Below are 21,919 nucleotides of genomic sequence, written 5' to 3'. Positions count from 1 at the left end.
GGGTCAATGTCCCGCTCCTGTCAGATACCTAGATGTAGGCCCATGATCACGCGAACACAACTCTCACGGCTGGGCCTGTTCGATGCCAAGGTGCCTCGCTATACCAGCTATCCGACCGCTCCGCATTTCTCGGATGCGGTTGACGACCGGACATTTTCCGACTGGATCGGCGCCCTTGCCGAAGGCAGCCGGGTGTCGCTCTACCTTCATGTGCCATTCTGCCGCAGATTGTGCTGGTTCTGCGCCTGCCGCACGCAGGGCACGGCGACGCTGTCCCCGGTCGAAAGCTACGTCGGGACGCTGATCCGCGAACTCGACCTGTTGAAGGCGCGACTGCCGCGCGGCGTGACGCTGTCGCGCCTGCACTGGGGCGGGGGCACCCCGACGCTGCTGACCCCCGACATGATGCGGCGCCTGATCGACAAGGTGGCCGAGGTCGCGCCCTTCGCGGATCACGCGGAGTTCTCGGTCGAGATCGACCCCAACGAGATCGACCGCGAGCGGCTCGACGTGATGGTCGCCGGGGGGCTGAACCGCGCCTCCATCGGGGTGCAGGATTTCGACGACGAGATCCAGCGCCTGATCGGGCGCGACCAGGGCTATGACGTGACGAGGGCCGCGGTCGACATGATCCGCGAGCGCGGCGTGCCGAGCCTGAACGCGGACATCCTGTTCGGACTGCCGGACCAGAGCCGCGCCCGCATCACCGAGACCGTCCAGAAACTGCTGTCCCTGTCGCCGGACCGGGTGGCGCTCTACGGCTATGCTCATGTGCCGTGGATGGCTAAGCGCCAGCAGATGATCCCCTCGGACAAGCTTCCCGGCCCGGACGAGCGGCTGGCGCTGTTCGAGACCGCCCGCAGCCTCTTTGTCTGGGACGGCTATTGCGAGATCGGCATCGACCACTTTGCCGCGCCGTCGGACGGCTTGTCCGTCGCGCAGAAGACCGGACGCCTGCGGCGCAATTTCCAGGGCTATACCGACGACACCTCGGAGGTGCTGATCGGGCTCGGTGCCTCTGCCATCTCGCGGTTTCCGCAAGGCTATGCCCAGAATGCCCCGGCGACCTCGGCGCATACGGCGCGGATCAGGGCGGGGCGGTTCTCCACCGTGCGGGGGCACGTGTTCGGCGGCGAAGACCGGCTGCGGTCGCGGATGATCGAGATGCTGATGTGCGATTTCCGCATCCGCACGGAAGAGCTGGTGCGCGATTACGGCGCATCGGCCACACGCCTGCGCGAGGAATTCGCGGCGATCTGCCGGCGGTTCGACTCCCTGCCGGTGCTCGACGACGAAGGCCTGTTCCTGCCGCCGGACGTGCGCCCGCTGACGCGCCTCGTGGCGCGGGCGCTGGACGCCTACGACCTGTCAAAGGCCGGCCACAGCTCCGCCATCTGACCGGGGAACGAATCCTCGTCGAAATTGCGGCGCCCGGTTCAGATCGAGAGTTCGAAGGCGGCGGAAAAGAGCGTGCGGGTATATTCGGTGCGGGGGTCGGCAAAGATCTCTTCCGAGCTTCCGACCTCGACCACGTCGCCCTGCTTCATCACGATGACCTTGTGGCTCATCGCGCGAACCACCTTCAGATCGTGGCTGATGAACAGGTAGGCCAGGTCGTGCTTGCGTTGCAGATCGCGCAGAAGGTTCACGATCTGCACCTGCACGGTCATGTCCAGCGCCGAAGTCGGTTCGTCCAGCACCACCAGCCGGGGCCGCAGCACCATCGCCCGCGCGATGGCGATGCGCTGGCGCTGACCGCCGGAAAACTCGTGCGGGTAGCGGTGTTTGGTGGCGGGGTCGAGGCCGACCTCGACCATGACCTCCTCGACCACCGCGTCCCGCGGCCTCCCGTCCGGAGAGCCGTGCACGCCGAGACCCTCGGCGATGATCTGTTCGCAGGTCATCCGGGGCGACAGCGATCCGAAGGGGTCCTGGAACACGATCTGCATTTCCGACCGCAGCCGCCGCAATTCGCGCGTCGACCACTTGCGGACATCCTGGCCGCGGAAGGTTATCCCGCCTTCGGAACGGATCAGCCGCATCATGGCGAGCGCCAGCGTCGTCTTGCCCGAGCCCGATTCCCCGACGATTCCCACCGTTTCCCCCGCGCGCACCGCGAAGCTGGCGTCGTTGACCGCCTTCACGTAGCCGACCGTCTTCTTGAGAAAGCCCTGCTGGATCGGGAACCAGATCTTGAGGTGATCCGCCTCGGCGATCACCTCGGCCGAGGGATCCACCGGGTCGGGGATGCCGGTGCTTTCGGCGGAAATCAGCATCCGCGTATAGGGATGCTGCGGGTTGGCGAAGATCTCCTTCGTCGGGCCCTGCTCGACGATCTCGCCGTTCTTCATCACGCAGACCCGGTCGGCAAAGCGGCGGACGATGTTCAGATCGTGGGTGATGAACAGCAGGCTCATGTCCTCGGCGGCCTTGAGCTCGGCCAGAAGTTCGAGGATCTGTGCCTGGATCGTCACGTCGAGCGCGGTGGTCGGCTCGTCCGCGATCAACAGCTCGGGCCCGTTGGCCAATGCCATGGCGATCATCACCCGCTGGCGCTGGCCGCCCGAAAGCTGGTGCGGATAGGCCGAGAGCCGGGTTTCGGGATCGCGGATGCCGACCCGGGTCAGCAGTTCGAGAATGCGCGCGCGCGCCTTGTCGCCGGTCAGCCCCTGGTGCAGCGCCAGGCTTTCGCCGAGCTGCTTTTCCAGCGTGTGCAGCGGGTTGAGCGAGGTCATCGGCTCCTGGAAGATGAAGCTGATGTCGTTGCCCCGCACCTCGCGCAGCAGCTTGTCCGAGGCCCCGATCATCTGCTGCCCGTTGTAGGTGACGGAGCCGCGCACCCGCGCCGCATCGCCCAGCAGGGACACGGTCGACAGCGCCGTGACGGACTTGCCCGACCCGCTTTCCCCGACCAGAGCCACCGTCTCGCCCTTGTCGACGTGAAAGGACACGCCCTTGACCGCGCGGGTCTCCTTGCCGTCCTGGCGGAAGGAGACCTCGAGGTCCTTCACCTCCAGCAATGCACTCATGAGAAGGTCTTTCTGGGGTCGAAGGCATCCCGCACGCCCTCGAAGATGAAGACCAGCAGGGACAGCATCACGGCGAAGACCGTGAAGGCGGTGAAGGCGAGCCAGGGCGCCTGGAGGTTCTGCTTGGCCTGCAGGGTCAGCTCGCCCAGCGAGGGTGCCGAGGAGGGCAGGCCGAAGCCGAGAAAGTCGAGCGTGGCGAGGGTCGAGATCGTGCCGGTCACGATGAACGGCAGCATGGTGACCGTCGCCACCATCGCGTTGGGCAGCATGTGGCGGAACATGATGGTGAGGTTGGAGACCCCCAGCGCCTTGGCCGCGCGGACATATTCGAGGTTGCGCGCGCGCAGGAATTCCGCCCGCACCACGCCGACGAGCGAGACCCAGCCGAACAGCACCATGAGAAAGATCAGCAGGCCGAAACTGCGCCCGAGGATCGCGAACAGGATGATGATGACATAGAGCGACGGGGTCGAGGACCAGATCTCGATCGCGCGCTGGAAGATGAGGTCGAGCACCCCGCCGAAATAGCCCTGGATCGCGCCGGCAAAGATCCCGATGACCGACGAGAACAGCGTGACCACCAGCGTGAAGATGATCGACAGCCGGAAGCCGTAGATCACCCGCGCCACCACGTCACGCTTGGTATCGTCGGTGCCGAGCCAGTTCTGTTCGTTCGGGGGCAGCGGCGCCGCGCCGGGGCGGTCCACCGGGGTGTTGTAGCTGTAGGGGATCGGCGGCCAGATCATCCAGCCCCTGGCGAAATCCTCGCCCGGCGCGCCGCCCGCGTCGACCTCGGCGATCAGTTCGTCCGGCTCGTCGAAACAGTCCTCGAGCCCGCCTGTGACGATGAGGCATTGCACCTCGGGATCGCGGTAGGCCGCCTCGGTGCGGAAATCGCCGCCGAACTCCGTCTCGGAGTAGAAGGTGAAGATCGGCATCCGCAATTCGCCGCGATAGCTCACGAGGATGGGTTTGTCATTGGCGAGGAATTCGGCGAACAGCGACAGGCCGAACAGGATGGAAAAGATCACCAGCGACCAGAGCGCGCGGCGGTTGCGCTTGAAGTTGCGCCAGCGGCGCCGGTTCAGCGCCGACAGGGCAAAGCGGCCGGGCGGGGGCGGTGCGATGGGTGCGGTCGTGTCCGTCATGGCTCAGCCCTCCCGTTTTTCGAAGTCGATGCGCGGATCGACCAGCACGTACATCAGGTCCGAGATGATGCCCATCACGAGGCCGATCAGGCTGAACACGAAGAGCGTGCCGAAGATCACCGGGTAGTCGCGCTGCAGCGCCGCCTCGAAGCCGAGCCGCCCCAGTCCGTCGAGCGAGAAGATCGTCTCGATGATGAGGGAGCCGCCGAAGAAGACGCCGATGAACACCGCCGGAAAGCCCGCGATGACGATCAGCATGGCGTTGCGGAAGACGTGGCCGTAAAGCACCCGCCGTTCCGACAGGCCCTTGGCGCGGGCGGTCATCACGTAGTGCTTCTTGATTTCGTCTAGGAAGGAATTCTTGGTCAGCAGCGTCAGCGTGGCAAAGGCCGAGATGGTCGAGGCCAGCACCGGCAGCGCGATGTGCCAGAAGTAATCCGCGATCTTCATCGGCCAGGACAGCGACTGCCAGTTGTCCGACGTGAGGCCCCGCAACGGGAAGATCTGCCAGTAGGACCCGCCCGCGAACAGCACCAGCAGCAGGATCGCGAAGAGGAAGCCGGGGATGGCATAGGCCGTGATGATGAGGCCCGAGGTCCAGGTGTCGTAGGCCGTGCCGTCCTTGACCGCCTTGCGGATGCCGAGCGGGATGGACACCGCGTAGGCGATCACCGTCGACCAGAGGCCGAGCGTGATCGACACCGGCATCTTTTCCATCACCAGGTCGAAGACCGAGATCGAGCGGAAGTAGCTTTCGCCGAAATCCAGCCGCACGTAGTTCCAGAGCATCCCGAGAAAACGCTGAAGCGGCGGCTTGTCGAAGCCGAATTCCTTTTCCAGCTTGGCGATGTATTCCGGCGGAAGCCCGCGCGATCCGGCGTAGTTCTCGTTGCCGCCGGGGGCCAGTTCGGCGCCGATGTCGCCGACGCTGCCGCCGCCGCCCGAGAAGCCCTCGAACACGTTGGCCTGGCCCTCCATCTGGGCGATGATCTGTTCGATCGGCCCGCCGGGCACGAATTGCGTGAGCGCGAAGTTCACCACCATGATGCCGAGCAGGGTCGGGATCACCAGCAGCAGGCGTCGGAGGATGTAGGCTCCCATATCAGCGCAGTTCGCCAGCCTCTTTCAGGGCCTTTTCCTTTTCGGGATTGACCCACCACAGGTTGAGATAGCCCAGATCGTAGGGCGGCAGGTTCTCCGGGTGCTCGTACATGTCGAAATAGGCGACCCAGTAATCCGCGATGTAACCGTCCGGGATGATGAAGAATTCGTACCGCAGTGCCCGGTCCAGCGCCTTGAGCGCGACATCGGTCTCTTCCTGGCTCGACGCTTCGAACGACGCGGCGAGGATGGCGTCGACCAGCGGGCTGGCCAGCCCGGCCGGGTTGAACAGGCTGAACTCCGCCTCGCGGGAGCCGTACATCTGCGTCAGACCGCCGCCGGTGGACAGGAACGCCCCGTAGCGGGTGGAATAGAGCATGTCGTACATCCGGTCGCGCCGGAGGTTGGTGTATTGCGAGGGGTCGACCTTGTCGTAGCTGGCATCGACACCGATGGCGCGCAGGTTCTGCACGAAGGTTTCGTGCATCGACTCGACCGAGCTTTCGATATTGGTCGGCAGCAGCAACTTCAGGGCCAGCGTCTTGCCCGCCTCGTTGCGGGCGAGGCCGTCCGACCCGACAACCCAGCCCGCATCCTCGAGCAGCCGGGTCGCCTTGCGCTTGGTGCCGCGGTCGAGAAGGTCGGTGGCGCTGGACTCGTGCATCGTCCAGACGTCGCCTTCGAGCAGGTCCTGCGGCACCACGTCGCCGAGCCCTTCGAGAAAGGCCAGTTCCGCGCCTTCGGGTTTGCCGGTTGCCTCGATATGCGTGCCCTCGACGAAGGAGCTGCGCGGGGAATAGAGGCCGAAACGCAGGCTCTCGTTCGACCATTCGAAATTGTAGGCCAGCGCGATGGCCTCGCGGACGCGCTTGTCCTTGAGCTGCGGCTTGGCGAGGTTGAACACGAAGCCGGTGGGGTTCGGCGGGCTGCCGTCGGGGATCTCTTCCTTGACGATCACGCCGTCGCGGATCTTGTTGAAATCGTAGGAGGTGGCCCAGAGCCGCGGATCGGTTTCCTGGCGGAAGGTGTATTCGCCCGCCTTGAACGCCTCGAAGGCGGCGGTCTGGTCGGCGAAATACTCGACGCGGATCGTGTCGTAGTTCCAGCGGCCCTTGTTGAAGGGAATGTCCTTGCCCCAGTAGTCGTCGCGCCGCTTGTAGACGATGCGGCGGTTCACGTCGTAGCTGTCCAGCTTGAACGGACCGGAGCCGATGGCGACCTCCATCCGCGGCTCGTCGAGGCGCCGGTTCTCGGGGTCTTCCTCGAACCAGGCCTTCTTGAACACGGTGGTGTTGCCGACCGTCTCGATCCGCGACCGCTTGGTCAGCTCGGTGTTGAAGGTGAACTTGACGGTATGTTCGTCCAGCGCCTCGGCGCTCGTCACCATCTCGGAAACGGCGGCGGCGTAGGAGGGCAGGCCCTGTGTGATGAACAGCTTGTGGGAATAGACCACGTCCTCGGCCGTGACGGGCGAGCCGTCCCAGAAGGTCGCCTCGGGGCGCATGTGGAAGATGACCCAGCTCTTGTCCTCGGGATATTCGAGGCTTTCGGCCAGCAGGCCGTAATATTCGCCGACCTGGTCCTCGACCGACTCGATCAGGGAATCGTACTGGATCGAGGTCAGCGCGCCGGGGCGGCCCTTGCGGGAATAGGGGTTGAGGCTGTCGAAGGTGCCCGAGCTGTCGACCACCAGTTCGCCGCCCTTGGGCGCGTCGGGGTTGACGAAGTCGAAATGCGGGTAGTCGGCGGGGTAGGCGAGGTTGCCGAAGTAGGAATAGCCGTGGGCGGTGATGATCTTCTGCTCTTCGGCAGAGGCCTCGGTCGCGGTCCCTTCCGCGGTCTCGGCCCGGACGGAGCCTGCGGCGAGCGCGAGACCCATCGCGGTCAGCGAGGCGAACAGGGTTCTGCGAGACAGCTTCGTGTCGATCACTGCGGCGATGGCGGCGGCGCGGGGCGTCGTCCGGTTCATGTGCTCTCCCCTATATTGCGGCGTGTTTGTGCCGTTTGATGTAAGCTAAGGGGCGGGCCCGACCACATTCAAGCGCAAGTTGTTGGCGAATGCGTGATCGGTGCGCGATTTGCCCACCGGACGGGGGCCGGGCACCAAAAAAGGCCGCGGAACGGTGCCGCGGCCTTTCGGATGGTCCGGAAAGGGCTGGTTCAGCCGCCCTGCTGCTGCAGGTAGGCGATCAGATCGACGCGATCCTGGGCCTTGGGAAGACCGGCAAAGGTCATCTTGGTGCCCGGTGCGACGCCCTTCGGGCTTTCCAGGAAGTGGAAGAGGTTCTCCGGCGACCAGGTCTCGCCGACCTGCTCGAGCGCGCCGGAATAGGCAAAGCCGTCGACCGAGTCGATGGCGCGGTCGACCACGCCGTCGAGGTGCGGGCCGGTGGCGTTGCTGCCGTCGAGCTTGTGGCAGGCCTTGCACTTGCCGAAGACCTTCTCGCCCTTGGCCGCATCGGCCGAGGCGAAGAGGGTTTCGAAGTCCACGGCTTCCTCGCTCCCCGAGTCGCCGCCGCTTTCCTCGACCTCGATCACGTAGGCTGCCGCATGCTCTTCGCCATGTCCGCCGCCCACAGTAAAGAGCAACTCTCCCGCCCAGTTTCCGAGCAGATAGATCAGGAAGGCGCCGCAAACGCCGCCCACGGCCTTGGTAACTGTCATCGTGTCAAGCATGTGTGCGTGTCCCAAAGATGTCCGTCGGGCGGTTGTCTACGGCTTCCCTTGCCGTCTGGCAAGGTATAGAAGCCGCGACCAAACGCCCGCTCGGGTAAATTATGTCACGAATACGGGGCAGTGCAACGGCATGAACAGACGTATAGCCTTTCAGGGCGAACCCGGCGCCTATTCCCATCAGGCCTGCCGCGAGGCGCGGCCGGAGATGGAGGCGCTGCCCTGCGGCACTTTCGACGACGTGATCGCCGCCGTGCGCAACGGCGATGCGGAGCTTGCCATGCTCCCGGTCGAGAACACCACCTACGGGCGCGTGGCCGACATCCACCGCCTGCTTCCCGAGAGCGGCCTGCGGATCGAGGACGAGGCCTTCGTGCGCGTCCACATCAGCCTGATGGCGCTGCCGGGCGTGGCGATCGAGGATCTGAAGAAGGTGCGCGCCCACGTCGTGCTGCTGCCGCAGGCGGCGAGCTTCCTGTCGCAATACGGCATCGCCGGCGAGGCGGCCGCCGACAGCGCGGGCGCGGCGGCGGAACTGGCCGAGGACCGCACGCCCGAGGTCGGCGTCCTGGCCTCGGATCTCGCGGCAGAGATCTACGGGCTCGACATCCTCGCGCGGCACATCGAGGATCATGACCACAACACCACCCGCTTTCTCATCATGGGCAAGACCCCGGATCTGAGCCGGCGCGGCGATCACGGAATGATGACCACCTTCATCTTCCAGGTGCGCAACATTCCGGCGGCGCTCTACAAGGCGATGGGCGGATTTGCGACCAACGGCGTGAACATGACCAAGCTGGAGAGCTACATGGTCGGAGGGTCGTTCACCGCGACCCAGTTCTATGCCGACATCGAAGGCCATCCCGACGATCCGGGCGTGAAACTCGCGCTCGAGGAACTCGGATATTTCACCGAAAAACTTGAAATCCTCGGCGTCTATCCCCGCGATCCGCGGCGCGACTGACGCGCGGGGCAGGGGGCTGCATGAAAGACGAGGACATTCTGGCAACGGTCGGCGCGACCGGACCGCGACGGCTGATCGGGGTCGGCACACTGGGCGGGCTCGGGGTGCTCGTGCTCTGGCTCGCCATCGTCGAACCGCCGGCGGCGATGGGATGGCGGATCTTCCTGATCGTGGTCGGGGTTGCCGCGCTCTGGGGGGCGCAGATCATGTGGCGCGCCACCGCGGCCCGTCTGATCCTGACCGAGACCGAGCTGCGCGACAGCACCGGCGAGGTGCTCGCCACCATCGACAACATCGCGCGGGTCGACCGTTCCGCCTTTGCGATGAAGCCCTCGAACGGCTTTCTCATCCTGCTCAAGCAACCGGCCCCGCGCGTCTGGCGGCCGGGCCTCTGGTGGCGGACGGGGCGGCGGGTCGCCGTCGGCGGTGTCACCGCCGCGCGCGACACCAAGCCGATGGCCGATGCGATGACGCTGCTCGTCGCGCGGCGCGACGGAAACTTCCCGGAATAGCGGCACCGCCCGGCGCGCATGGAATAGGGGCCGCAGCTTTCGCCGCGGCCCCCGGTCTCCTGCGCGCCGGTCAGGTCCGGCTGCGCTTCTTGTTCGGTTCGAGGTTCTGGGAACCGTCTTCGTTGGTGCAATCGGTCTCGTTCTCGGCGCTGTTGTTGCAGAGCGAGTTGCCCGGCGCGTCCTGGTCGCCATTGCCCCAGCCGTTGTTCTGACCGGCCCAGAGCACCTGCGGCGCATAGCGCGGGTGGGTGAAGCTGTAGGTCTTGATCTCGAACGGATCGAGGCCGACGCGGAACACCGGATCGTACTGGTCCCAGGTTTCGACGATGATCGTCTGCGCCCCGTTGGTCATGATCGGCAGGCGGTGGGTATAGTTGGTCAGATCTCCGGTCGTGAGAACCTGGGGATCGCCGCGCGCGGCAGACCACACCACCGAATACTTGCTGTTGCTGGCGTTGTACTTCACCACCGTGATGCGCAGGTCGGTCGGAAACACGACCGCGTTCAGGTCGATGTCGGTCTTGGTCATCAGCCCGAGCAGCCGGAAGGCGTTGTCGATGTAGGTGTCGTCGACCGCATCGGTTTCCCGCGAGAGCATGTCGCCGATGGCATAGTTGGCCTTCTGGTTCACCGATTGCTGGCGGAAGACGTCGAAGTACACCCAGGACAGCGCGAACAGGACGATCAGCGCCGGAAGTACGATCATCGCTTCGACCGACACGTATCCGTCGTTGTCGGAGGCAAACCGGCGAAGGCGAGATTTTATGAAAGTCTTAATCATCGGTATGCCCTTACATCGGTTCGGTGACGAACGCGGTGGTCGACACCAGAGCGGTGTACCCCTGATCGTCGGTGGGGAGGCTGCTGCTCAGATAGCCCGAGGGGCTGATCGGGCGGTACTTGTAGCAGGCCCGCAGCAGCATCATCTCGTGCCCTGCCCCGTAGGTGAAGGTACGCTGCGGCGTCACTTCGGCGGCGGTGTCGACGCAATCCGCGGTGTGCGGCGGTTCCGTCCAGGCACGCATGTCGAGCTGGATCATCTCGAGATGGATCTTGCTCACGCAGTCCGGCAGGACGGCTGCGCGGTCGCAGATCTTGGACTTGAGCACCTCGTGCGAGTAGGCGCGCCCGGTGTCGAGCTTCACGCTGCGCACGGTCTGGTCCAGCGCCCGTTCCAGAACGGTGTGGCGCAGGGTGAGCGTGCCGAGCTCGATGGTGGACAGCACGAGGCCGACGAAGAGCGGGGTCCAGAGGGCGAAGGGGACGACCATCGACCCTTCCTCGCTGTCGCGGAAGCGACGGAGGGCAGTCTTGATGAAGCGGGTCATTGAGTGAGCCTCAGCTGGTTGAGGGTGTGCGCGATGGTGGAGAAGGCTTCGGAAATCTCGACGCCTTCGACGCGGAAGAAGTGGGCGGGCGAGGAGGCACAGTCTTGCATCACGTCGGCGCCGTGGTCGGTGACTTCGAAGCCGATGGCCCAGATCAGGATGCCCTGTTCCTTGGCGGCGTTGCAGACGTTGTGCAGCAGCGAGTCGCCGGTCGTCGCATCATACTTCTGGTAGTAGAAGCTGGAGCGGTCGCGCGAGCTGACGTTGTTGGCCAGATAGTACCACAGGTTGTAGCGGTCCCAGTGGGCATACTCGGAGTCCGAGTTGTAGGCCCATTCCTGGATCCGGTAGGAGCGGTCGTGCTGACCGTCCGTCATCAGCACCACGGTCTTGAGCACCTCGGGATCGTCATAGGACACCGGGCGTCCCTGGAAGGCCGAGGACACGGTATTGTTGGCGATCATGCCGCTGGCGATCGGCCGGGTCGACGGGTCGAGCAGCGCCACGCCCCATTTCATCCCCATGAAGATCGACGTACCGGCGCGCGGCGTCAGCTTGTTGATCTGGCTCTTGAGCGCGTTGGCGTTCTGGCTCCAGGGCTGGATGCGCTCGTAGGTGTAGCGCGGGCAGACGGTGTCGGTCCGCTCGTTCGAGCCGAAGTAGTTCCACTGGAAATGCTGCATCTGGTCGTAGGTGCGCGAGAAGTCCAGCGCCGCGGAACCGAAGACGCTGTCGGGCATCTCGATGCAGTGCGAATAACCGTGCTTCCAGTTGACGTTCAGATAGCTCAGGATCTCGGGGCCGGCGTTCACATGCTCGGAATAGGGCACGAGCGAGATCGACACGAGGTCTTCGGAGGTGTCGGCGAGCAGGGTGTCGACGAATTCGTCGGCGGCGGTCTTGAGGTTCGCCATCTTCGAGTTGTCGTCCATCGAGCCCGAAACATCGAGCACCATGGAAATCTCGACCTTGTTGATGCGCTCGGACGCCTGGGAATGCGCTTCGGCCTGGAGGTCGTCGACGCCCAGCATCTCCATGAAGTTGGTCGACATGGTGATCCGGCCGTCGGCGGTGACGGTGCGGTAGTTCAGACCCTCGTCGATGTTGACCGAGGTCAGCGCCCCGTCGAGCCCCATCTTGGCGGTGTAGTCCTGCACCACGCCGTTCGCCTCGAGCTCCTGGTCGAGGTCGGCAGCGGCCAGAACGGCGCGGTCGAGGGTGTTCTGAAGCTTGTTCCGGTTCAGTTCGGCGTGGATCAGGTCGATCCCGATCCCCCCGAAGACCATCATGACCAGCGACATTGCGATGGCCATGTAGGACATGCTTCCCGACTCGTCTCTGGCGAAGCGGCGGGTTCGGGCATTCAGGGCGGAGGCAGAGGTTTCCGACCGTCTGAATCCACCGCTCCCCAAGGCAGAAAGTTTCTTATTCATCCCGATTCCTTTCATCCGGGCAAACCCGGAATGCCCCACCAGACTCACGTTGCGATGTTGGAATTTATGCCGTGGCATGATGGCCAAAATTGGGCGAATTTTATCGTGATGGAGAGATTTTTCTTTGGTTTTCAGTAACAAAGAGGCCGTTTTTCCGAGGCTGTTTCGCCAATGCGGACAATGAGGGGGGTATATCGTTAATGGCGCGGCAAGGAGGCGTCGAAATCAGGCCAAAAAGTCATTTGCCGAGCGGGCGGGAAAACTTAACCTTAACGTTACAGCGCAGGCATAAGGCTTTCCGCCCGGCGGGGTCCCGCCAGAACAGCTTGCGAAGGGAGGAACCATGAGCGCCGCACCGGCCAATGAGCCGACGTTCCGTCAGAGCGTCGACCTGATGTTCAATCGCGCGGTGGCGCTGGTGAACTTGTCACCAGGGCTCGAAGAAAAGATCCGCGTCTGCAACGCCACCTACACCGTCCGTTTCGGGGTCCGCCTGCGCGGGGGAATCCAGACCTTCACCGGCTACCGCTCGGTCCATTCCGAACACATGGAGCCGGTCAAGGGCGGCATCCGTTTCGCGCCCTCGGTCAACCAGGACGAGGTGGAGGCGCTCGCCGCGCTGATGACCTACAAATGCGCGCTGGTCGAGGCGCCGTTCGGCGGTTCCAAGGGCGGGCTCTGCATCGACCCGAGGGACTATGACGATCACGAACTCGAACTGATCACCCGGCGCTTTGCCTACGAACTCATCAAGCGCGACCTCATCAACCCCTCGCAGAACGTGCCCGCCCCGGACATGGGCACCGGCGAACGGGAGATGGCCTGGATTGCCGATCAGTATGCGCGGATGAACACGACCGACATCAACGCCCGTGCCTGCGTCACCGGCAAGCCGCTCAACGCGGGCGGCATCGCCGGGCGGGTCGAGGCGACGGGGCGCGGGGTCGAATACGCCCTGCGCGAATTCTTCCGCCACCCGGAGGACGTGGCCGCGGCCGGCCTGTCGGGCACGCTCGACGGCAAGCGGGTGATCGTGCAGGGTCTCGGGAACGTGGGCTATCACGCGGCGAAATTCCTGTCCGAGGAAGACGGCGCGATCATCACCGGCATCATCGAACGCGACGGGGCGCTGTTCGATCCCGCCGGGCTCGACGTCGACAAGGTGCGCGACTGGATGGTGACCAACGGCGGGCTGACCGGATATCCCGACGCCGGGCACACCGCCGACGGCGGTGCCGTGATGGAGGCGGAGTGCGACATCCTGATCCCCGCCGCGCTCGAAGGGGTCATCAACCTCACCAATGCGCACAATATCCGGGCGCCGCTGATCCTCGAAGCGGCGAACGGGCCGATCACCGCCGGGGCCGACGACATCCTGCGCGCGCGGGGCAAGGTCATCATTCCCGACCTCTTTGCCAACGCGGGCGGGGTCACGGTCAGTTACTTCGAGTGGGTCAAGAACCTCAGCCACATCCGCTTCGGCCGGATGCAGCGGCGTCAGGAAGAGGCGCGGCACGAACTGGTGGTGGGCGAACTCGAACGGCTCGACCTCGCGATGGGCGACACCTGGAACCTCGATCCGCGCTTCAAGGAGAAATACCTGCGCGGCGCCGGGGAACTGGAACTGGTGCGCTCGGGGCTGGATGACACCATGCGCACCGCCTACCAGTCGATGCGCGAGGTCTGGCACGGGCGCGAGGACGTGACCGACCTGCGCACCGCCGCCTTCATCGTCGCCATCGACCGCGTCGCCAGCAGCTACCGCGCCAAGGGGTTGTGAGACGCGCCGCCCGTCGCGGCGGGCGGCCTAGCGGCGAAAGAACCTCGTGCCCCGCCATTGCGGGGCGCGCGGCGCGGGCCTAGCTTGGGCCAAAGGAGTCTTCACATGACCAATCCCCTGCTCGAAACCCGGGAGGGGCCGTTCGGCCTCGCCCCGTTCGACCTGATCCAGGACGACCATTTCGCCCCCGCCTTTTCGGTCGGGCTGCAAGAGCACCTGGCCGAGATCGACGCCATCGCCGACAACCCCGAACCGCCCACCTTTGCCAACACGATCGAGGCGATGGAGGGCGCGGGCGAGGTGCTCGACAACGTGCTGTCGGTGTTCTTCACGGTCTCCGGCGCGGACAGCAACGACGCGCGGCAGGCCCTTCAGCGCGACTTTTCGCCCCGGCTTGCCGCGCATTCCTCGGCGATCTACGCCAATGCCGCGCTCTTTGCCCGGATCGAGGATCTCTGGGACCGGCGCGACAGTCTCGGGCTGAGCGAGGAGGAGGCGCGGGTGCTCTTCCTGACCCGGCGCGGCTTCGTGCGCGCCGGTGCCGCGCTCACCGGGGCGGAGGCGGAGCGCATGAAGGAGGTCAAATCGCGGCTGGCGGTGCTGGGCACCTCCTTCACGCAGAACCTGCTCAAGGACGAGGCGGACTGGTTCATGCCGCTCTCCGAGGCGGATCTCGAAGGCTTGCCGGACTTCGTGGTCGATTCCGCCCGCTCCGCCGGCGAGGCGCTGGGCCGGGAGGGGCCGGTGGTGACGCTGTCGCGCTCGCTCATCGTGCCGTTCCTGCAATTCTCGCCCCGCCGCGACCTGCGGGAAAAGGCCTACCGCGCCTGGACCGCGCGCGGCGCCAACGGCGGCGACACCGACAACCGCGCCATCGCCGCCGAGACCCTCGCCCTGCGCGAGGAGCGGGCCAAGCTGCTGGGTTATCCGGATTTCGCCGCTTTCAAGCTGGAAACGGAGATGGCCCACACGCCGGACCGCGTCCGCGACCTGCTGATGGCGGTCTGGAAACCGGCGCGCGCGGCGGCGATGGCCGATCAGGCGGAAATGGCCGAGATGCTGCGCGCGGACGGGGTGAACGGCCCCTTCCGGCCGTGGGACTGGCGCTACTACGCCGAAAAGCGGCGCCACGCGCTGCATGACCTCGACGAGGCCGAGCTCAAGCCCTACCTGCAGCTCGACAAGATGATCGAGGCGGCCTTCACCTGTTCCAGCCGTCTGTTCGGGCTCGCGTTCGCGCCGCTCGATCTGCCGCTCTACCACCCCGATTGCCGGGCGTGGGAGGTGACGCGCGACGGCAGGCACTTGGCGGTGTTCATTGCGGATTACTTTGCCCGCGCCTCGAAACGATCCGGCGCGTGGTGCTCGGCGATGCAGAGCCAGGCCCGGCGGCCGGTCGAAAAGGCGCCCATCGTCATCAACGTGTGCAACTTTGCCAAACCCTCGGGCGGCAAGCCCGCGCTGCTGTCCTATGACGACGCGCGCACGCTGTTCCACGAATTCGGCCATGCGCTGCACCAGATGCTGTCGGACGTGGACTTCGGCTCGGTCTCGGGCACGTCGGTGGCGCGCGATTTCGTCGAACTGCCCTCGCAGCTTTACGAACACTGGCTGGAAGTGCCGGAAGTGCTGTCCGAATTCGCCACCCATGCCGACACAGGCGCGCCGATGCCCGCGGCGCTGCTCGACAAGGTGCTGGCGGCGGCGACCTTCGACATGGGATTCCAGACGGTGGAATATGTCGCCTCGGCGCTGGTGGATCTGGAGTTCCACAACGGCCCCGCGCCCGCCGATCCCATGGCCCGGCAGGCCGAAGTGCTGGAGGGGCTCGGCATGCCCGATGCGATCTCCATGCGCCATGCCACGCCGCAATTCGCCCATGTCTTCGCGGGGGACGGCTATTCCTCGGGCTATTACAGCTACATGTGGTCCGAGGTGATGGATGCCGACGCCTTTGCCGCCTTCGAGGAGGCCGGCGATGCGTTCGACCCCGCCACCGCCCGCAAGCTGGAGGAATTCATCCTGTCGCGCGGCGGCTCGGTCGAGGCCGAGGAGCTGTACACCGCCTTCCGCGGCCGGATGCCGGGGGTCGATGCCTTGCTCAAGGGGCGGGGGCTGGCCGCCTGATCCCGCCGCGGCGGCCGGGTGCCGTTTCGGTGCCCGCCGTCAGAACGGCTCGCGCGTGAGGGTGAAGCCCTCCTGCGCGAGCAGGTTCAGCACGCCGTCCTCCCCGCCCAGATGCGCCGCGCCGAAGGCGGCGATGACCGGCTTGTCGGTCCCGGCCAGCGTGTCCAGGATCACCGGCAGCCAGGCCCGGTTGCGGTCGGCCAGCATGGCCGCGCCGAAATCCTCCGCGAGGTCCTGCGCCTCGCCCGCGTAATGGTCGTCGGTGCGGGCCATGAGGATCGGCGTCAACTGCCAGAACTCGACGTGGCGCTCGTCGAAATAGGCGTCGAGCGTGGTGACCAGCCCGTCGCCGTCCTGTTCGGATGCCGCCGCCGCCATGTCGAGGTAGCCGATCTGCTTCTCGACCGGACCGTCCCCGAGGATCTTCAGCGCGGCATCGAAGGGTTCGAGCGCCCGCGTCGGCACGCCGGAGGCGTCGGCAGCCGCCTCGATCCGGGTGTCTAGCCCGTTCTGTTCGCTCATCGCGTCCATCGCACAGGGCGGCAGGGACAGCAGCGACATCAGATACCAGGGCTGCATCTTGGCCGCCACGAAGGACGGGATGCCCCGCTCGGACAGCTTGGCGGCCAGCGCCTGCCAGTCCGCCTCGGGCAGGAGTTCCGGCAGGGTCTTGCCATTCAGCATCAGCAACCCCGGGTCGTTGCGCATGGCCTCGGTCAGTTCGCTCCGCTCGGCCCCGGTCATTTCCAGCAGCACTGCCCCCGCCTCGGGGATCAGCGGCCGGAGCCGGTCCATCGGCGCATCCAGCCGGGGATCGGACAGGTGCACCGTGCCGACGAGGTGCAGCACCTCGCCCGCCTTCTCGGCCCGCCAGTGGTTGCCCTCGGGATAGGGGGTCGCGGCGACGGCGGCGTCGAGCCGCGATCGCTCGGCGTCGGTGAGGGTGGCGCGCAGATCCTCGCCGGTGCATTGCGCGGCGGCGGCCAGCGGAACCATGAGAGCAAGGGCGAAGAGGCAGGCGGCGCGGTACATGATGCGGGACGGCTCCGGTTGGTGTCGCGGCAGGTTAGGACAGGGTCTGGACAGCGGCAAGCGGCTGGCCAAGGATAGCGGCGATGGAGCGGGAAAGTGATCTGTATGCGCCGGTGAAGGCGTTGCTCGTGCGGCAGGGCTATGCCGTCAAGGGCGAGGTCGGAGCTGCCGATCTCGTCGCGGTGAGGGGTGCGGAGCCTCCGGTGATCGTGGAGCTGAAGCTGCGCATCACGCTGGCGCTCTATCACCAGGCGGTCGCGCGGCTCGGGCTGAGCGACCTGGTCTACATCGCGGTGCCGAAACCCGCCGGAAAGACCGCGCGCCGGGCGCTGAAGGACAACCTGGCCATGTGCCGCCGCCTCGGGCTGGGGTTCATCGTGGTCAAGGGGACGACTGCCGAGGTGCTGTGCGATCCCGGCGCACATGCGCCGCGCAGGGCCAAGGCCAGGACCGCGCGCCTGTTGCGGGAATTCAATCGGCTCGACGGGGATCCGAACCAGGGCGGCGCCACGCGCCACGGCATCGTGACCGGGTATCGCCAGGAATCGCTGCGCTGCGCCGCGCATCTTGCCGAACACGGCCCGTCGCGGGGGCGCGACGTGGCGGCGGCGGCGGCGGTCCCGCAGGCCACGCGCATCATGCGGGACAACCATTACGGCTGGTTCGAACGCCGCGGCACGGGGGTCTACGCGCTGACCGACGCCGGGCACGCCGGGTTGCAGCACTGGGCCTACAGCTGGGAAGCCGCCTCCGGCGCGGAGACCTGACGGATCACCCGGCGCAGAAAATGTCGTAGAGCAGGGCGATGACGCGCCCGGTGTCGTCGTTGGCGAGCGAGTAGTGGATCGTCTTGCCGTCGCGCCGCGTGGCGACGAGCCCTTCCTCGCGCAGCCGGGCGAGCATCTGGCTCACAGCCGCCTGCCGGATGCCGAGCAGGCTTTCCAGTTCGCCCACGGATTTCTCGCCCGATCCGAGGTGGCAGAGGATCATCAGGCGGCCTTCGTGCGCCAGGGTCTTGAGAAATGCCGCCGCGTTGCGGGCGTTGGTCGCCATCTCGTCAGGGGGCGCGGTGATCGTCTCTTGCATGATCGGAGGTCCGGACCTTTTCACGTTTGCCGCTGGTATATAGCACCTTCGGAATCGAATGCGAGGCGCGCGGGCGTCAGTCTGCCAGGGCGCGCACCCGCTCGGCAAAGGCCCGCGCTTCGGCCGGGGCCTGCCCGGTCTGGCGCAGGGGGTCGAGCCGTTCGGCGCCGATGGCGGGATGGGCCTCGGCGGCGACCTCCGCCAGGGTCCGCCCGGTCTCGCGCACCAGCGCGCAAAGGCGCTTGGTTTCGGCCTGAGCCTCGGGTCGCGGCATGGTCTCGGCCAGCGCGAAGGACAGGGCCTCGGCCAGGATCAGCCCGTTGGACGCGGCGAGCGTGGCCGCCATCGCCTCCGCGTCGGGGGTAAGGCTCTCGGCCAGCTTGCGCCCGTGCCCGAGCGCGGCGGCCGCCGTCAGGACGAGCTGCGGCAGGCACAGCCATTCGGTGAACCAGGCCGCGCCGTCGCGCTGCTGCGCATGGGGCAGGTGCAGCGTTGCGCCGAGGCCCGAGGCATGGCGCGCCAGCGCCACCAGCACCGAGGGGCCGACCGGGTTCTGTTTCTGCGGCATGGTCGAAGAGGCGCCGGACGCGCCCAGCCGCACCTCTCCGATGCCGGATTGGGTGGCGCGGACCAGGTCTTCGCCCATCTTGCCGAAAGCGGTGGTCAGGCGGCCCAGCCAGTCGGCGATCCTGAGGATCGGCGTGCGGTCCGTGTGCCAGCTGCGGCCCGGATCGCGCAGGTTCAGCGCCTCGGCCAGCGCCGCGCGCAGGGCCGGGGCATCCGCCCCCAGTTCCGATGCGGTGCCCGAGGCCCCGGCCAGCGACACCCAGAGCGCGCCGTCGCGCAGGGCGGGCAGGTCTTCGAGCAGGCTCAGCAGCGGCCAGCCCCATCCGGCGGCGATCACGCCGAAGCTGGTCGGCGTCGCGTGCTGGCCGTAGGTGCGCGCGGCCATCGGGGTATCGGCATGGGTGTCCGCCAGCGCGGCCAGCGCGGCCAGCGTCGCGCGCAGGTCGGTTTCCGCCAGGGTCAGCACCTGGCGAAGCCGCAGCATCAGCCCGCTGTCCTGGATGTCCTGCGAGGTGGCGCCCCAGTGCAGGTATTGCGCATGGTCGGGCGCCTGCATGAGGCCGCGAAAGGCCGCGACCAGCCCCGGCACCGTCACCCCGTTCGAGCCGGTGGCATCGGCGAGCCCGGCCGGGTCGATCTGCAGCTCCAGGCTGGCGCGGTGGATCGCCTGCCCGGCGGTTTCCGGGATCACCCCTGCGGTGCCCTGCACCTTGGCCAGCGCGCCCTCGACCAGCATCATGGCGCGGATCTCGGCGCTGTCCGAGAACAGCTTGCCGATCTCTCCGGCGGGAAAGAGGCGGTGCAGGTGGGCGCTGTCGAAAGGCGTTGCGGTCATGGCTCTGATCTCCGGTCCGATGGCGTCTCTATAGGGGGCGGGGCGCCCGTGCACCAGCGCGGCTCAGCCGCGCGCGATGTCGTCGAGCAGGTCGGCCAGCCCCGCGGGGTCGGCGAGGAAGGGCGAATGCGACAGCGCCAGTTCGTGGCGATGGCTTTCGGGCAGGGCCTGCGCCATCCGGCGCTGGTAGTCCGGCGGAATGGCGCGATCCTCGGTGCAGACGATATAGCTTTGCGGCAGCCCGTGCGCGGCGCCCGAGAGCGATACCGCTTCCTCCTGCGGGCGGATCGGCTGCGGCCCGAGATGGGCGAGGGCATGGGCGACCGCCTCGGGCTGGCAATCCTGGTAGAGCTTCTCCTCGGCCTGATCGTTGAAGGAAAAGGTCACGCCGTCCGCCGCCCGGCTGATCGCCGACAGCAGCGGCTGCGACGGGCCCGCCCTGCGCAGGGAGGCCACGCTGTCGCCGTCCTCGGGCCGATAGGCGCAGAGATAGACCAGCCGCATGAACAGGTCCGGCACCCGATCCGCCGCCTGGGTCATCGCGACCCCTCCGGAGGAGTGGGCGACGGCGATCACCGGCGTGTCGACGGAGGACAGAATGGCCGAGACATAGTCTTCCAGCCCGACCTCCTCCGGCGGCGTGGGGTCATTGCCGTGCGAGGGCAGGTCGATGGCGATGGCCTGGTGTCCGCGGGCGGATAGCTCCGGCACCAGATCGCGCCAGCACCAGGCCCCGTGGGCCGAACCATGGATCAGCAGAAAGGTCGACATTCTCAGATATGCCCCTGCGCGGTCAGGAAGGCGGTCAGCAGCTCGGCATATTCGTCGGGCTTCTCGACGCAGGGCAGGTGGCCCGCGCCGCGGATCAGCCGGAAATCCGAGCCGGGGATCAGTTCGATGGTCTCCCGCACGAGATCCGGCGGGGTCGAGCCGTCCTCGGAACCGGCGATGCCCAGGGCAGGCAGGCGCAGCCCGGAGGTGGGGGTGATGAAATCCGCCCCGGCGATGGCGTGGCAGCAGCCGATGTAGCCGGCCTTGTCGGTCCGTTCGAGCATGTATTTCCACGCCGGGAATTCGTCGGTCGCGTGAAAGGGCTTGGCGAACCAGCGCTCCATCGTGGGCTCCGAGATGGCGCCGATGCCCTCGGCCTCGATCGCCGCGATGCGCGCGCCCCACATGTCGCGGGTGCCGATCTTGGCGGCGGTGTTGGACAGCACCAGCGCGCGCACGAGGTCGAGCCGCTTTGCCGCCAGACCCTGTGCGATCAGCCCGCCGATGGAGAGCCCGACGAAGACCGCGCCGGACATGCCGACATGATCCATCAGCCGTTCGGCATCGCGCACCAGCGCGCCCATGGCATAGGGCCCCTCCGGCGCATCCGACAGGCCGTGACCGCGCTTGTCGTAGCGCAGGATGCGCAGCCCGGCGGGCAGGCGTGCCACCACCTTGTCCCAGAGCCGGAAATCGGTGCCGAGCGAATTCGCCAGGACCAGCGGCGCGCCGTCGTCCGGCCCGTCGATCCGGTAGTGCAGACGAATGTCGCCAAGATCTGCCATCAGCATGTTGCGCCCTCCCGTATGTCGCGTTCGACGGACCCTAGCGCCCGCCGGAAGCGGTGAAAAGACCGCCCTGCCCGAAGCGACCCGGCCCGGCCGTCTTGCGGCCCCGCCCGAGCGAAGAAAAACCCCCGCCGCCATCTCGGCGCCGGGGGCTCTGTGTCTGCTTCGGACGTCTCGCGCGGCGGCCGATGGGCCGATCAGCCGATCGCCACCAGTTCGATGTCGAAGGTCAGATCCTTGCCCGCCAGCGGGTGGTTGGCATCCAGCGTCACCTCGGTCGGCGTGACCTCTGCCACCGTCACCTGCACCACCTGGCCGGTCGGGGTCTGCACCTGAAGCGGCGTGCCGAGATCGAGCGGGATGTTCTCCGGGATCTCGCCGCGCGGCACCGTCTGGCGCGCCTCGTCATGCACCGGGCCATAGGCTTCGGCACAGGGCACCTCGACGACCTTCTTGTCGCCGACGGTCATGCCGGGGATCGCCTTTTCGAGGCCGGGAATGATCTGTCCTTCGCCCACGGTGAATTCCAGCGGATCGCGCCCGGCGCTCGAATCGAAGGTGGTGCCGTCGCCGAGGGTGCCGGTGTAATGAATGCTGACCTTGTCGCCGGATTTGACCTGCGTCATGTGGATCTCCTTTTGAGGGGAATTTGCGTGAATGGACGAGGCCGCCTGTCGCGGGTGCTCGTATCGCTGCCCCCAAGTTAGTGGCGCGGGCATCAAATTGCAAACGGATGCGGACA

At 66.6% G+C, this 21,919-nt stretch carries 20 protein-coding genes; 6 read left to right on the top strand and 14 right to left on the bottom strand.

Annotation, left to right across the window (positions count from 1 at the left end):
* The first annotated feature begins 42 nt into the window (after nt 1-42).
* Nucleotides 43-1,398, top strand: a complete 1,356-nt coding sequence (hemN, locus tag ACN0RJ_RS14480; protein WP_417724710.1) for an oxygen-independent coproporphyrinogen III oxidase — start codon at nt 43-45, stop codon at nt 1,396-1,398.
* A 38-nt stretch (nt 1,399-1,436) separates the two neighbouring features.
* On the opposite strand, the gene ACN0RJ_RS14475 is transcribed toward hemN, so the two are convergent.
* The 5 genes from ACN0RJ_RS14475 to ACN0RJ_RS14455 all read right to left on the bottom strand — a co-directional run bounded on the left by ACN0RJ_RS14475 (nt 1,437) and on the right by ACN0RJ_RS14455 (nt 7,954).
* Complete coding sequence (locus tag ACN0RJ_RS14475) at nt 1,437-3,029, bottom strand: ABC transporter ATP-binding protein (RefSeq protein WP_417720306.1); 1,593 nt, start codon at nt 3,027-3,029, stop codon at nt 1,437-1,439.
* Nucleotides 3,026-4,177 (bottom strand): ABC transporter permease, encoded by a 1,152-nt coding sequence (locus ACN0RJ_RS14470; protein WP_417724709.1) that lies wholly within the window; start codon nt 4,175-4,177, stop codon nt 3,026-3,028. Before ACN0RJ_RS14470 ends, ACN0RJ_RS14475 begins: the two co-directional genes overlap by 4 nt.
* A gap of 3 nt (nt 4,178-4,180) precedes the next feature.
* Nucleotides 4,181-5,278 (bottom strand): microcin C ABC transporter permease YejB, encoded by a 1,098-nt coding sequence (locus ACN0RJ_RS14465; protein WP_417720308.1) that lies wholly within the window; start codon nt 5,276-5,278, stop codon nt 4,181-4,183.
* 1 nt (nt 5,279) lies between these two features.
* A complete protein-coding gene (locus ACN0RJ_RS14460) occupies nt 5,280-7,247 on the bottom strand; it encodes an extracellular solute-binding protein (RefSeq protein WP_417720309.1) in 1,968 nt (655 codons plus the stop codon).
* 191 nt (nt 7,248-7,438) lie between these two features.
* Nucleotides 7,439-7,954, bottom strand: coding sequence for a c-type cytochrome (locus tag ACN0RJ_RS14455; protein ID WP_417720310.1), 516 nt, complete (start codon nt 7,952-7,954; stop codon nt 7,439-7,441).
* Nucleotides 7,955-8,084: 130 nt separating this feature from the next.
* Here ACN0RJ_RS14455 and ACN0RJ_RS14450 point away from each other — a divergent pair, with 130 nt between their 5' ends.
* Together ACN0RJ_RS14450 and ACN0RJ_RS14445 are read left to right on the top strand one after the other, a co-directional pair.
* Nucleotides 8,085-8,918, top strand: a complete 834-nt coding sequence (locus ACN0RJ_RS14450; RefSeq protein WP_417724708.1) for a prephenate dehydratase — start codon at nt 8,085-8,087, stop codon at nt 8,916-8,918.
* 20 nt (nt 8,919-8,938) lie between these two features.
* A complete protein-coding gene (locus ACN0RJ_RS14445) occupies nt 8,939-9,430 on the top strand; it encodes a hypothetical protein (RefSeq protein ID WP_417720312.1) in 492 nt (163 codons plus the stop codon).
* Between the two features lie 70 nt (nt 9,431-9,500).
* On the opposite strand, the gene ACN0RJ_RS14440 is transcribed toward ACN0RJ_RS14445, so the two are convergent.
* The 3 genes from ACN0RJ_RS14440 to ACN0RJ_RS14430 form a co-directional block, all read right to left on the bottom strand.
* A complete protein-coding gene (locus tag ACN0RJ_RS14440; protein ID WP_417724707.1) occupies nt 9,501-10,136 on the bottom strand; it encodes a TadE/TadG family type IV pilus assembly protein in 636 nt (211 codons plus the stop codon).
* A gap of 85 nt (nt 10,137-10,221) precedes the next feature.
* Entirely contained in the window at nt 10,222-10,758 is a 537-nt protein-coding gene (locus tag ACN0RJ_RS14435; RefSeq protein ID WP_417720314.1) for a TadE/TadG family type IV pilus assembly protein, read from the bottom strand.
* Nucleotides 10,755-12,080 carry a pilus assembly protein TadG-related protein gene (locus ACN0RJ_RS14430; protein WP_417724706.1) on the bottom strand — a complete coding sequence of 442 codons (1,326 nt, stop codon included), beginning with the start codon at nt 12,078-12,080 and terminating at the stop codon, nt 10,755-10,757. Before ACN0RJ_RS14430 ends, ACN0RJ_RS14435 begins: the two co-directional genes overlap by 4 nt.
* Nucleotides 12,081-12,534: 454 nt before the next feature.
* Here ACN0RJ_RS14430 and ACN0RJ_RS14425 point away from each other — a divergent pair, with 454 nt between their 5' ends.
* The gene (locus ACN0RJ_RS14425; protein ID WP_417720316.1) at nt 12,535-13,971 is read left to right on the top strand and encodes a Glu/Leu/Phe/Val family dehydrogenase; all 1,437 of its coding nucleotides are present in this window, start codon (nt 12,535-12,537) and stop codon (nt 13,969-13,971) included.
* A 105-nt stretch (nt 13,972-14,076) separates the two neighbouring features.
* Nucleotides 14,077-16,098 (top strand): M3 family metallopeptidase, encoded by a 2,022-nt coding sequence (locus ACN0RJ_RS14420; protein ID WP_417724705.1) that lies wholly within the window; start codon nt 14,077-14,079, stop codon nt 16,096-16,098.
* A 39-nt stretch (nt 16,099-16,137) separates the two neighbouring features.
* On the opposite strand, the gene ACN0RJ_RS14415 is transcribed toward ACN0RJ_RS14420, so the two are convergent.
* Nucleotides 16,138-17,190 (bottom strand): TraB/GumN family protein, encoded by a 1,053-nt coding sequence (locus ACN0RJ_RS14415; RefSeq protein WP_417724704.1) that lies wholly within the window; start codon nt 17,188-17,190, stop codon nt 16,138-16,140.
* 23 nt (nt 17,191-17,213) lie between these two features.
* On the opposite strand from ACN0RJ_RS14415, the gene ACN0RJ_RS14410 reads away from it, so the two are divergent.
* On the top strand, nt 17,214-17,897 hold the full coding sequence (locus ACN0RJ_RS14410) for a DUF2161 domain-containing phosphodiesterase (protein ID WP_417724703.1): 684 nt from the start codon (nt 17,214-17,216) through the stop codon (nt 17,895-17,897).
* 4 nt (nt 17,898-17,901) lie between these two features.
* Here ACN0RJ_RS14410 and ACN0RJ_RS14405 read toward each other — a convergent pair whose 3' ends face one another.
* From ACN0RJ_RS14405 to ACN0RJ_RS14385, 5 genes are all read right to left on the bottom strand, one after another.
* Nucleotides 17,902-18,216 carry a metalloregulator ArsR/SmtB family transcription factor gene (locus ACN0RJ_RS14405; RefSeq protein WP_417720320.1) on the bottom strand — a complete coding sequence of 105 codons (315 nt, stop codon included), beginning with the start codon at nt 18,214-18,216 and terminating at the stop codon, nt 17,902-17,904.
* 76 nt (nt 18,217-18,292) lie between these two features.
* On the bottom strand, nt 18,293-19,618 hold the full coding sequence (locus tag ACN0RJ_RS14400; RefSeq protein ID WP_417724702.1) for a lyase family protein: 1,326 nt from the start codon (nt 19,616-19,618) through the stop codon (nt 18,293-18,295).
* A gap of 63 nt (nt 19,619-19,681) precedes the next feature.
* A complete protein-coding gene (locus ACN0RJ_RS14395) occupies nt 19,682-20,389 on the bottom strand; it encodes an alpha/beta fold hydrolase (RefSeq protein ID WP_417724701.1) in 708 nt (235 codons plus the stop codon).
* Between the two features lie 2 nt (nt 20,390-20,391).
* Complete coding sequence (gene pcaD, locus ACN0RJ_RS14390) at nt 20,392-21,180, bottom strand: 3-oxoadipate enol-lactonase (RefSeq protein WP_417720323.1); 789 nt, start codon at nt 21,178-21,180, stop codon at nt 20,392-20,394.
* Nucleotides 21,181-21,374: 194 nt separating this feature from the next.
* A complete protein-coding gene (locus ACN0RJ_RS14385) occupies nt 21,375-21,803 on the bottom strand; it encodes an FKBP-type peptidyl-prolyl cis-trans isomerase (RefSeq protein ID WP_417720324.1) in 429 nt (142 codons plus the stop codon).
* Nucleotides 21,804-21,919: the final 116 nt, after the last annotated feature.

Origin of the sequence: Salipiger sp. (genome assembly GCF_048261495.1) — a bacterium.
Lineage (GTDB): Bacteria > Pseudomonadota > Alphaproteobacteria > Rhodobacterales > Rhodobacteraceae > Salipiger.
Note: the sequence above shows the minus strand (reverse complement) of the source record. Positions and strands in the feature narration are given on the sequence as shown.